Genomic DNA, 12,055 nt, shown 5'->3' on the forward strand with positions numbered 1-12,055 from the left:
TTCATGGCCTGCCGCCTTCGCCCCGCTGCTCGACAGCGATCCCGAGCGTGCAGTCCGCGGCCAGTCTCAGGACGTCCCCGTCCCGCAGGGGGGTCCGCGCACCGGCGGCGGCCGGACTGCTGTTCACGAAGGTCCCGTTGGTGGAGTGCTCGTCCCTCACCCATGCGGTGCCGTCCGGTTCCAGGCCGACGGTCGCGTGCTGACGGGAGACGTTGTCGTAGGGATTCAGCAGGCCGCGCGTCGTGTGGGCGGCGGGATCGCGGCCGAGGAGCAGGGTGCTGCCCGGAGTCACGGTGCGCTCCACCGCGCCGAACCGGATCCGCAGCAGGGCGGAGGGAACGTCGCGGCGGGTCGACCCCGGGTCCGGGGCCCGCTCGCCGGATCTCTCGGTGCCCGGCGGGCGCACCTCGGCCAGCAGCCGCTGACAGGCCACACAGACCTGATTGCCCGGAACCGGGACCGGCGCCCCGCAGTGCGGGCAGACCTCGGGCGCCTCCTCCCCGGCCTCGGGCAGGTGCGGGGGAGGCCCCGGCAGCGGGTACCGGGTGCCGACGGCACGGCTGAGGTTTCCCGAGCATCCCCGGCAGACGAGGTCGTCGTCCTCCGCCGCGAGACCGCAGGACGAACAGGTCAGCTGCGCCACGACACCTCTTCCATGGTGATGCCCGCCGACCGGAGCCGGGCGCTCAGGCGGTCCATGTCGCCCCGGCGGGGAACGCCGATGAACCAGATGCGGCCGTCGGCCACCGCGACCTGTATGGGCGGAGACTCCACCGGTCCGGTGCCCTCGTACCGTTCGCGCCCGAGGTCGGTCAGCACGGTCAGACGCTGGTTGCTCGAACCTCTCCAGCGCAGTCCGGGGCTGTTGAGGCGCTCGACGTACGGACCGGTGAGCACCGCGTCACACAGGCCGAGGAGCGCGGGGTGCTCCCTCATCAGCCGGGTCAGGGAGTACCCGCTGTAGACGAGCACGTCCAGGGGCACGGGCCGCTCGCGGCGCCAGGCGCCGACCCACTCCAGGAGCGCGGCGAGCGCTTCCGGCTGCTGGAACGGCTCTCCCCCCGAGACCGTGATCCCGTCGAGCGGATCGGGCAGCCCGGAAAGCCACGCCTCAAGTGCCTTGACATCCAAGGACGTTCCCGGATCGGCTTCCCAGGTGTCCTGCGAGACGCACCCGGCACAGCCGATCGTGCAGCCCTGCGTCCAGATGCCCGCCCGGGTCCCGGGGCCGAGCGACGTCACCGGGTAGTGCGCCTTGTTCAGCATCAGCTCTACGGGGCGGGGGGAGACGGGGGAGGCCGTCATGCCAGCTCCACGGAGACGATGTCACCCTCGCGCCGAAGACCGGTCACCCGGACGTGCGCACCCGCTGCCGGGTCGCGGTCGAACAGGGCGCGGGCGAGGGGATTGACGAACTGCGACTCCAGGGCCATGCCGATGCCCCGGCCGCCCATGTGCGGGTTGTCGGTGCAGCGTTCGCGCAACGCGTCCCGCGCCGCGGGGTCCACTTCCAGGACGATGTGCTGCTCCTCGTGGACCCTGGAGACGATGTTGCCCAGCTGGATGGCGAAGATGCGGGCGGCCGCCTCACGGTCGATGAAGTCGAACACCACGATGTTGTCCCCGAAGCGGTTCAGCAGCTCCGGCCGGCCGATGACCCTGGTGAAGTGGTCGCTGACCGACGCCTTCATACGCTCCTCGATCTCCTCGTACGGCATGGCGGGGTGGACGTGGGGCACGGGCCGCCCGCTGTCGTCCTCCCCGTTCATACCGAGGTTGGAGGTGAACACGAGGACGGACTCGGAGAAGTGCACCGTCGAGCCACGCCCGTCCGTCAGCCGGCCGTCCTCGAGGATCTGCAGGAACTTGTCCAGGATCCGCGGGTGGGCCTTCTCGATCTCGTCGAAGAGGATCACCCTGAAGGGCTGCTGACGCACCGCGTTGGTCAGTTCGCCGCCCGCCTCGAAGCCGACGTAACCCGGTGGCGCTCCGATCAGCCGGTCCCCGGCGTGCTCCGAGGAGAACTCGCTCATGTCGAACCGCAGATAGGCCGACTCGTCCGCGAAGACCAACGACGAGACGGCCTTGGCCAGTTCCGTCTTGCCCACGCCCGTGGGACCGGCGAAGAACAGCACGCCACGCGGCCGGTCCGAGGACCGGGACTGCTGCGCCCCCGACAGCCCGAGGGCGGCCCGCTTCAGGATGTCGAGGGTCTTGGTGACGGCCTGGGGCTGTCCGACGACGCGCTGCGGGATCGAGTGCTGGCCGTCCGTGATCCGCTTGCGGAGGTACTCGCGCCTCCACGGGTTGTCCATGACGCCGAGCTTGTAGATGCGGATCGCGTCCGGAAGCTCCGTCATCGTCAGGCCGCGGTCCCGGGCCAGCCGGGTGACCTCGATCATCGCCTGCAGGGTGAGTCCGTCGGTCTGGGCCGCGAACGCGTCGCACGCCTCGCTCGCCCTCGGGTCCGAGCCGAGGTCGGTGACGCCGAAGAGCCTCATCAGCAGGCGCGCGGTGGCCTGCCGGTCGCCGAGATCCGGGACCGGGAGCGCGATGGACCGGATCTGGTCGTTCGCCGAGGTGAGCCAGGCCGGCAGGTCGCCCTCACGGTCCGCCAGCCAGATCACGGGGTTGTACAACGGGGTCGTACGGCCGTCCGGAGCGCCCACCGGAACGGCGGTCCTGGAGAGCCTGGCACAGAACCTGAAGAAGTCCCGCTCGTTCGGCTCCATCTCCGTCGCACTCCGCGCGATGCGGGAGGCGTCGTCGATCGCGAGCGCCGCCCGGATCGGCTGCGCCGGACGGGCCAGCTCGGCCATCAGGGTGCGCAGGGTCTCCAGCGAGGGGAGTGTCCCCGGCCGCGGACGCCGGGGAAGCAGCCGGGACGCGGCCTCCTCGGCCCGTGCGGCCTCCTCGTCCGTGGCACCGGCCGGCAGGTGCACCCGGAGGCCGTCGACAGGGTCGTGCACCAGCAGGCACGCGTAGCCGCTCGTGCGGAGCGTCTCCCAGAGCAGGTCAGGCAAGGACAGCAGACGGGTGCGCGCGCCGCCGGACTCCCGGACGAGGAAGCTGTCATGACGGTTCCCCCACAGCACGAACTGTGAGTGGACGGGCAGCGTCGCCTCGAACTCCCGGAGGAACGGAGGCCCCGCCGTCGGCGGAACGCCTTCAGGTACGCGCGTGTCCTCGGCGGACAAGGATCCTCCTCCACAGGGTGCCGGCTGGCGGTCCGGAACCTCTCGGTCCCCCGGGCGGATCACCGATCGCGCTCCCGGTACCCGGTGCCGGCCCGCGTGCTCGCCGTGGCGACGGGGGCGACGGGGGCGACGGCCAGGGGTACGGGAACCTGGCCGGGCGGGACGGCGACCTGGACGTCGGTGCTCAGCCCGGCCTGCGCGAGGCGGCCACGCAGTTCATGGAAGTCCTCACACCACTGCTCCTCGCGTTCGACGTCGGTGTGTGAGTCGTCGTCGCCGCTGCCGGCGGCGGTGCGCACCAGGGCGGTACGCATCTGACCGCTCCGCTGGTCGACGACCAGGTTGACCGCGTGCTCGGGCCATTCGCTCCGTGACAGGCGCAGGGCGCCGTCCGTGACGGTGAGCGTCTCGAATCCCTGGCCGACGTCGTACCCGAGGTCGGTGAGGGCGTCGGTCAGCGTGTCGACCACGTACTGCTGCTCGGCCTCCGCCTCGGCGGCGGCCCGGCAGCCGGCTGCCCGCGTGCGCAGTGGCTCGTCGAGCGTACGGCGGCCGGCCACGACCTCCGCGAGCAGAGCCCGCACCGGGTCCACGTCCGCTTCCCGGGCGCCCTCGATGTCATGGAGGAGCCCGACCGCCTCGACGGCGTCGCGTCGTCCGGCCTCCGCGGCCGCGTTGGCGCGCTGGACCCGGAGTCTCGTCTCGGTCAGCCAGGTGCGTGCTTCGCCAGGGGTGGCTGCCCCGGCCACCCGCGCCGCGGCGAGCCGGGCTGCCGCCCGGTGGTCCTCGCCACAGTCCGTGAGCAGGCGCGACAGGACGCGGGCCAGGGTCCGTTCGGCGTCCTCGCCCACGGCTCCGTCCTCATGCCCGGGGACGGCGGCGCCGGAGGGGGCCGGGCGGTCCGCGAACAGTTCGGCGGCATCGACCGGACGGCGCCCGGCGGTGTGGCCGGCCACTTCGGCGAAGAGGCCCGACGCGACGGCGCGAGCGGCCTGTTCCCGCAGTTCCCGCTCCGCGGAGGCCAGCGCCCGGCCGGCCTCGGCGCACCAGGCTTCCAGCTCGGCCGTGGACCCTGTCCCGATGCGGAGTGGCTCGGGAGGCCGCACGGTGACCGCCGCCCCGTGCCGTTCCCTGAACTCCTCGCAGGACACGGAGAGGGCCGCGATCCGCGCGTTGTGCGTCTTCACCTCGCGTACGGCCGCGTCCCGGGCGGCCGCGGCCCGGAGGGCCGCCTCGCGGGCGGATTCCTCACGGCGCCGTGTGGCCTCGCGGATCGCGGCGTCCTGTGCGGCCGCGCGTAATGCCGCGGCGGTGAGGGACCGGTCACGCCGGTACGCCGTACATTTGGGCCCGCTCATCGTTCCCCCATGGTCTGTGTCCGCTGCGCCTCGTGCGCCGTGCGCCAATGTCGGTACCGGACGAACGACCAGATCCCGTACCCCGCCGCGACCAGGAGGGGGACCGGGGACCAGATCTGCATGGTGACGACCACCCAGGTCACGGTGGCGAGTGCGAGATAGAGGAGGCAGCCGCCGCCGAGGGCGACCGTGGTCCTCCGCATGGGCCGCAGCTCCGTCGCCAGTGCCTTCCGCCCGCCGGACAGCCGGCGGCGGAGGCCGCCGAGGCGGGTCTGAAGGGACCACCGAGGGTGGTAGGCCTGTCCGAGCTTCGCCGCCAGCGCCAGCTCGCAGGCGAGCGGAACGCCGAAGGTCACCGTCGCGGCGGCGATGAACCGCGGCAGGAACTCACCGTCGCCGATCAGGGCTCCCAGGACCAGCGGCACACCGACCGGCAGCGCGAACAGCAGGGCCACTCCGCCCAGGGCGCGCAGAACCGCCTCCCCGGTGCCGGACTGCCGGTGCGTCTCGGACTCCCGCCACTCACGCTGCTGGGCCGTCACCTCCGCTGCGTGAGCGCGGCGCACCTCCTCCAGGCGGTGGGCCTCGGCGACAGCGGCCGGAAGAGTGCGCGTGGCCGCCAGGTGGCGCACAGGGTCCCCGCCGTCGGCGAGCAGCGCGTCGAACCAGCCGGTCCTGCCCTGCACGGAGGCCGCGTCGGACTCGATCCGCCGGCGCAGCGCCCGGGCCCATTCCGGGGCCACCGCGACGGCCAGCGACTCCACCCTGATCCCGGAGCCCATGAGCTCCTTACGGATCCTGGGCGGCAGTGCCGCCGACTCCCGCAGGGCGTCCCACCGGGCGTTCAGGTCGCGCCACCGATGGTCGACGTCGGCGAGCCGGGGGGCGTCCTCGCCGAAGGCCGCGAGGGTGGTGAGCAGGTCGCGGGTGTACAGCTCGTCGACGAGCTCCCGCGCGGCCAGGCGTCCGGTGTCGTCCTGGGTGGACGAGGCCTGTTCGGCGAGTGCGAGCAGGTCCTCGGAGAGCATCCGTCTGCCGCGGTAGACGGGCGGCATGGCCGGATCGAGCCAGAGCAGCAGCCGCAGCATTTTGGTGTCCGGCGCGTCGGGGCCGGGCAGATGGATGTCGATCAGGTCCACGAGGTCCTCGGCGTCGTCGCGCTCAAGCTCCTCGAACTGTCCGAGCCAGGAGCGCAGTTGACGCCAGCCCTGACTGGGGTCGTCCCGTTCCCCCATGGACACGAAGAACCGGCGTGCGGCGGTCTCCCAGTCCGCTGCCAGCGCCCGGGCCAGCGCCGACTTCTCCGTGTACTTCACACCGTTGAACTGCAGGGGCCTGCTGCCCGCGGTGCCCGCCGGCCCGGTGCCGACGGGCAGGTCCTCCGCCACCTCCGGGGTGCCGCCCGCGAGCCACCGGCGCACCTCAAAAGCGCCCCACCGCCGGTCCGGATCCCTGGCGAGCAGCCCGCCGCACAGCAGCCGTACCCGTTCGTCCGTCACGTCCGACACATCGACCGGCCGGGTCGCCAGATGATGCCGGACCGCCTGCTCCGACAGCCCCTCGAACGGGGCGCTGCCGGTGGCCAGCTGACGGGTGATCACCCCCACCGCCCACCAGTCCTGCGAGCCGGAGACCTCCGCGCCGAACAGATACTCCGGCGCCGAATACGCCAGCGTCCCGAACACGCGCTGCGTGAACCGGGATGTCACATCCAGCGACTTGCTCACTCCGAAGTCCGCCAACGCCAGCTCCAGCGGCTCTCTCCGGCGCAGGAGCACGTTCGACGGTTTCAGGTCGCCGTGCACGATCCCCGCAGCGTGCAGATGGGCCACGGCCTCCGTCAGCTGGGAGACGATCCCGGACAGGACCGCCGTCGGCGCCACGGTCCCGTCTCCTGCCAGGTCCTCCAGCGACCCCCTGGAGAGGTACTCCGAGACCTCGAAGTCACGCCCGTCCGAGTGGCCCGTCTCGACCACACGGACCACATGGCTGGTTTCCAGCCCCCGTAAGCGCTCCCAGACCCCGGGTGCGACGCGGACCCCACTGCGGTACACCTTCGCGACGAACTCGGCCCCGGCGGCGTCGCGGACCAGCAGCACATCCGCCTCGCGCCCCTGGTGCGGTAACTCCCCGACCACCACGAACCGTTCGGCCAGGGCCGCGGGTAATCGCAGCAGTGCGGCGGAACCGACGCCCTCATCGCGACGCGTCACAGCGGCGTCCAGCACCCCACCGCCGGATCCGGCATCATCACGACGCGTCACATCAGCGGACACAGCCCACTCTTCCAACCCGTCACCCCCCCCGGGCGGAATTTTATCCGACCGGGTGTCCCACGGAGATGACGGAGACAAGAACAAGCCGCCGGGCCGCCGCCGTGTGTGCGTGACCGTGGCGTCAGATGCTGCCGAGGTCCACGGTGACGGAGAAGGGCACGGCAGCCTTGATCACGCCGGTGAACATCTCGCCGTCCCTGTAGGCCTTGGTGGCGGGATCGAGGACATAGGTGTAGACGATCGGGACACCGGTTGCGGCCTGTTCGACCCGCCAGTAGAAGGGGATCGCGGACTTGGCGTACTGGTCCACCTTCACGAGCCGGTCCGTGGTCTCCGAGCCGGGTGACACGACCTCGACGACCAGGAGCACATGCTCCGGGCGGGTGGGTGTGAGGTCGATGGTCTCCGCCCGGTAGACGACGACGTCCGGACGGCGGTTGGTGAGAGGCACGTCCTGCAGCCGGACGTCGAAGTCCGTGTCGGCGTTCCAGTCCGGGCCTGCGGCGGCGTCCAAGGCGTTGGCCAGGATCCGGGCCAACCGATTGTGACGCTTGGAGGCGCTCGGGATCACGACGACCATCCCGTCCACGATCTCGATGCCGGCGCACTGCTCCTCGGACCAGGAGCCGTACTGCTCCGCGCTGATCTGCGTATGCATCCATGCGGGCGCGACCATCTCGGCAGTCATGGCGTACCTCCTTCGAGGATGCTCGTCAGGTCCGGTGCTGCCCTGGTCAGCCTACCGTTCCGTGAGAGGGCGCACGGCGGTCGACCGCAGGGGAACCGGGGCGTTTCCGAGTGGCTGTCCCCGCCCCGCGGGGGGTGCCTCCCTGGTCAGTTCTCGCTGAGGAGGGTGTCCCGGAGCAGTTCGATCAGGTCGCCGGGATCGGCGTGGGCGAGCTCGTCGAACGCTCCGGAGTGCCGGCCCAGCAGGACCCCGGTCATCGCGGCCGACACCAGCTCGGCGCGCAGTCGGGGCCGGTCCGCCCCTTTACGGACGAAACGTTCGTGGAGGGGCCCGACGAGCCGCTTGTGCAGCAACGCACGTGCCGCCTCCTGCGCCGCCGGGTCGCCCAGCGGCTGCACGGCGGCCTGGAGCAGTGGGACGGGGCCACGCCGGTCGGTCCTGTCGAAGACCTCACGCAGCCGCTCGTCCTCGAACAGGTCGGCCAGGGCCGCACCGCCCTGTTCCGCCTCGAGCGCCGCGATGTACAGCAGCGTCTTGCTGCCGAAGTAGCGGGCGATCAGGGTCGGGTCCACACCGGCCCGCTGACCGATGTCCCGGATGGTGGTCCGGTCGAAACCCCGCTCACCGAACAGTTCGCTCGCCGCCGTCAGCAGAAGCTCACGACTGCGCGCCGCGTCACGCCGGCGTCCCGGATTCTCGCCGCTCACCGCTGCGCCCCGGCATCCGGAACGAGGCCCGCGCCCTCCGTGTCCGCCGCTGCCGGCCGTCCGTCCCGCACCCGGGCCGAGCCGCCACGCGCTCCCGTGCGGATCAGCACGTAGCTCGCCACGGCTGTGACGGCCCAGACCGCGCAGCCCGTCAGCCCGGCCGTCCGGTAACCGCTCTCGGGGGGAAAGGCCTGCCCGGGGGAGGTGGTGGCCTGGAGGATCACGGCGCTCAGGGCGCTGCCGGCCGAATAACCGATGTATTTCACGACCTGATTGAAACTCATGGCGCTGCCCGTTTCGTGCGCGGGAACGCTTGAGACGACCAGAGCCGGTGTGACCGCGAAGTTCATGCCGACGCCGAGCCCGGCCAGGGCCATCGTCACGAAGATCTGCCACAGACCGCCGTGGGCGAACACGAAGGTCAGCAGAGCCGCGAGCGACAGCAGGCAGCTCACCGGCAGCAGTCGCGCCGGCGGCTGGGACCGCACCAGGAGCCGCACCACACGGCCGGCCGCCAGACTGCCCAGCGAGAACGGCACCAGGGCCAGGCCGGTGACCACCACGGAGGCCCCCAGGCCGTAACCGGCGCTCGACGGCGTCTGCATGTACCGGGTCACCAGGGAGATCAGCAGGTACATGCCGATGCCGCCCATCATGGTGGTCAGATGTGCCGCGAAGACCGTACGGTCCCGGACCAGCCGCAGATCCACCAGCGGATGCTCGGTGCGCAGCGCGTGGAGTGCCCAGCCGGCCAGCACCAGAACCGATACGCCGCCGAGCACCAGCAGCCGGGGTGATCCCCAGCCCCAGTGTTCCCCCTGGGTGAGGGCGAACAGGAGCCCGCTCATGCCGAACGCCAGTAGCAGCGCTCCCGGTATGTCCATCGGGTGCGCCGTACGCGGCGGGGTCTTCGGAAGCACGAGGGCCGCGGCGGCGAATGCCAGGGCCGTGGCGGCCGCCGCGAACCAGAACCCCGCGTACATCCCGAGGGCGTGGGCGAGCAGTCCGGTGACCGGGTAGCCGATACCGACACCGGCCGCCGTGGTGAGCGACAGCGTCGACAACGCCGCCCGGGCCCGCTGCGGCGGCACCGAGTCGCGTGCCGTGGCGATGGCCAGCGGTATCAGGCCCATGCCCACACCCTGGAACGCCCGCCCCACGATGAGGCAGGCGAACCCCAGCGGCAGAGCCGCCAGCAGACTCCCGACGAGGACCACAACGAGACCGGTGAGGATCACGCGCTTGCGGTGTGGCCCGTCGCCCAGTCGCCCCATGGCCGGGGTCGCGACCGCCCCGACCAGCATCGTCACGGTGAGCGACCACTGGGCGTCGTCCACGGAGACGTGGTCCACGTCGGCGATCGTCGGGATCAGCGGGGCGCCGAGACTGCTGATGATCGCGACCAGCATGCCGAGCGAGACCAGCACGGGGACGAGCGCTCGCTGCTGCCAGGAGGGGACGGGGGTGGATATCGGATCCACGAGGCGGATCTCCTGCCGTCGATAGCTTGTCATCAAGTGATGTCTTCAGGTGATGACAAGCAGTATCGCATCCGCCCGGACGGTCGCGGCGGGCACCTGAAGAGCCGGGGAGGGGCGTGGTCCCGGGACCCGCCCCGTCCGTCCACCTGTTCTCCTCGTGGCAGTCGGACGGCCCTCGGCGGCATGCGCAAGGATTGGGGGCATGGCCAACCGACTCGCGCAGACCACTTCCCCCTACCTGCTCCAGCACGCCGACAATCCCGTCGACTGGTGGCCGTGGTCGCCCCAGGCGTTCGAGGAGGCGCGCCGACGAGGTGTCCCCGTGCTGCTCAGCGTCGGATACGCCAGCTGTCACTGGTGTCATGTGATGGCCCACGAGTCGTTCGAGGACCCGGCCGTCGCCGACTATCTCAACGCGCACTTCGTGCCGGTGAAGGTCGACCGCGAGGAGCGGCCCGACGTCGACGCGGTGTACATGGAGGCCGTGCAGGCCGCGACGGGCCAGGGCGGCTGGCCGATGACCGTCTTCCTGACCGACGAGGCCGAGCCCTTCTACTTCGGCACCTACTTCCCGCCCGAGCCCCGTCACGGCATGCCCTCCTTCCAGCAGGTACTCGAAGGGGTCGTGGCCGCCTGGAGCGACCGGCGCGAGGAGGTCGCCGAGGTGGCCGGGCGCATCGTCCGTGACCTCGCGGGACGCTCCCTGGCCGTCGGCGAGGGGGGCCTGCCGGGCGAACCGGAACTGGCGCAGGCGCTGTTGCGGCTGACCCGTGACTACGACGAGAAGCACGGCGGTTTCGGCGGCGCGCCCAAGTTCCCGCCGTCCATGGTCATCGAGTTCCTGCTGCGCCACCACGCCCGTACGGGTGCCGAGGGCGCCCTGCAGATGGCCGCCGACAGCTGCGGGGCCATGGCGCGCGGCGGGATCTACGACCAGCTCGGCGGCGGCTTCGCCCGCTACTCGGTGGACCGCGAGTGGGTCGTCCCGCACTTCGAGAAGATGCTCTACGACAACGCGCTGCTCTGCCGCGTGTACGCCCACCTCTGGCGGGCCACCGGCTCGGACCTGGCCCGCCGGGTGGCCCTGGAGACCGCGGACTTCATGGTCCGCGAGCTGCGGACCGCCGAGGGCGGATTCGCCTCCGCGCTGGACGCCGACAGCGAGGACACGCAGGGGCGGCACGTCGAGGGCGCGTACTACGTGTGGACGCCCGCGCAGCTGCGCGAGGTGCTGGGGGAGGAGGACGCCGCCTTCGCCGCCGGGTACTTCGGGGTGACCGAGGACGGCACCTTCGAGGAGGGCTCCTCCGTGCTGCGGCTCATGGAGGCCGGGGAGGCGGCGGACGACGCACGGGTCACCGACGTACGGGCCAGGCTGCTCGCGGCGCGCGAGCTGCGGGTGCGCCCCGAGCGGGACGACAAGATCGTCGCCGCCTGGAACGGTCTTGCGATCGCCGCGCTCGCCGAGACCGGGGCGTACTTCGACCGTCCGGACCTGGTCGAGCGGGCCACCGAGGCCGCCGACCTGCTGGTACGGGTGCACATGGGCGACGTCGCCCGGCTCTGCCGCACGTCGAAGGACGGCCGCGCGGGCGACAACTCCGGAGTCCTGGAGGACTACGGCGATGTCGCCGAAGGGTTCCTCGCGCTCGCCTCCGTCACAGGTGAGGGCGCCTGGCTCGACTTCGCGGGCTTCCTGCTGGACATCGTGCTGGAGCGCTTCCCCGGCGAGGGCGGACAGCTGTTCGATACCGCTGATGACGCGGAACAGCTGATCCGCCGCCCCCAGGACCCCACCGACAGCGCCACCCCGGCCGGCTGGACCGCCGCCGCGGGCGCGCTGCTCTCGTACGCCGCCCACACCGGCTCCGAGGCGCACCGCACGGCGGCGGAGGGCGCCCTCGCGATCGTCGGCGCGCTCGGCCCGAAGGCTCCCCGCTTCATCGGCTGGGGGCTGGCGGTCGCCGAGGCGCTGCTGGACGGCCCGCGCGAGGTCGCGGTGGCCGGGCCGGTCGCCGGCGAGCTGCACCGGACGGCGCTGCTGGGCCGGGCGCCCGGCGCGGTCGTCGCGGCGGGCGAGGGGCCGGACGCGGGTACCGAGTTCCCGCTGCTGGTGGACCGGCCACCGGTGGGCGGCGCGCCGACCGCGTACGTCTGCCGGCACTTCGTGTGCGACGCGCCGACGACGGACGTGAGGGAGCTGGCCGCGAAGCTGGGCGGCTGACGGAGGCACGGCGAAGGGCCCGGCCGTGGGGCGGTTTCTAGCGATCGTTGCAACACGTGGTCGGTTGTCTAGGCCGCGAGGAGTTTAGCCAGACGCTCGGCTGGGGTTTCCCAGCCGAGCGTTT

The 12,055-nt window shown here is 72.0% G+C and carries 9 protein-coding genes; 1 reads left to right on the plus strand and 8 read right to left on the minus strand.

Going from position 1 to position 12,055, the window contains the following annotated elements:
• Nucleotide 1: 1 nt before the first annotated feature.
• The 8 genes from ACIREO_RS38230 to ACIREO_RS38265 all read right to left on the minus strand — a co-directional run bounded on the left by ACIREO_RS38230 (nucleotide 2) and on the right by ACIREO_RS38265 (nucleotide 9,740).
• Complete coding sequence (locus ACIREO_RS38230; RefSeq protein WP_404119271.1) at nucleotides 2-643, minus strand: FHA domain-containing protein; 642 nt, start codon at nucleotides 641-643, stop codon at nucleotides 2-4.
• Nucleotides 631-1,305, minus strand: a complete 675-nt coding sequence (locus tag ACIREO_RS38235) for a 4Fe-4S single cluster domain-containing protein (RefSeq protein ID WP_404119274.1) — start codon at nucleotides 1,303-1,305, stop codon at nucleotides 631-633. Before ACIREO_RS38235 ends, ACIREO_RS38230 begins: the two co-directional genes overlap by 13 nt.
• A complete protein-coding gene (locus ACIREO_RS38240; RefSeq protein ID WP_404119277.1) occupies nucleotides 1,302-3,197 on the minus strand; it encodes an AAA family ATPase in 1,896 nt (631 codons plus the stop codon). Before ACIREO_RS38240 ends, ACIREO_RS38235 begins: the two co-directional genes overlap by 4 nt.
• A gap of 59 nt (nucleotides 3,198-3,256) precedes the next feature.
• Entirely contained in the window at nucleotides 3,257-4,555 is a 1,299-nt protein-coding gene (locus ACIREO_RS38245) for a hypothetical protein (RefSeq protein ID WP_404119280.1), read from the minus strand.
• Complete coding sequence (locus ACIREO_RS38250; RefSeq protein WP_404119283.1) at nucleotides 4,552-6,768, minus strand: protein kinase; 2,217 nt, start codon at nucleotides 6,766-6,768, stop codon at nucleotides 4,552-4,554. The genes ACIREO_RS38245 and ACIREO_RS38250 overlap by 4 nt, the downstream gene beginning before the upstream one ends.
• A 184-nt stretch (nucleotides 6,769-6,952) precedes the next feature.
• Complete coding sequence (locus ACIREO_RS38255; protein WP_404119285.1) at nucleotides 6,953-7,519, minus strand: Uma2 family endonuclease; 567 nt, start codon at nucleotides 7,517-7,519, stop codon at nucleotides 6,953-6,955.
• A 146-nt stretch (nucleotides 7,520-7,665) separates the two neighbouring features.
• Nucleotides 7,666-8,226 carry a TetR/AcrR family transcriptional regulator gene (locus ACIREO_RS38260; protein ID WP_404119288.1) on the minus strand — a complete coding sequence of 187 codons (561 nt, stop codon included), beginning with the start codon at nucleotides 8,224-8,226 and terminating at the stop codon, nucleotides 7,666-7,668.
• Complete coding sequence (locus ACIREO_RS38265) at nucleotides 8,223-9,740, minus strand: MFS transporter (protein WP_404119291.1); 1,518 nt, start codon at nucleotides 9,738-9,740, stop codon at nucleotides 8,223-8,225. Before ACIREO_RS38265 ends, ACIREO_RS38260 begins: the two co-directional genes overlap by 4 nt.
• A gap of 169 nt (nucleotides 9,741-9,909) precedes the next feature.
• Here ACIREO_RS38265 and ACIREO_RS38270 point away from each other — a divergent pair, with 169 nt between their 5' ends.
• Nucleotides 9,910-11,931 (plus strand): thioredoxin domain-containing protein, encoded by a 2,022-nt coding sequence (locus tag ACIREO_RS38270; protein ID WP_404119293.1) that lies wholly within the window; start codon nucleotides 9,910-9,912, stop codon nucleotides 11,929-11,931.
• Nucleotides 11,932-12,055 lie beyond the last annotated feature (124 nt).

This window comes from Streptomyces sp. NPDC102441, from assembly GCF_044765585.1.
Lineage (GTDB): Bacteria > Actinomycetota > Actinomycetes > Streptomycetales > Streptomycetaceae > Streptomyces.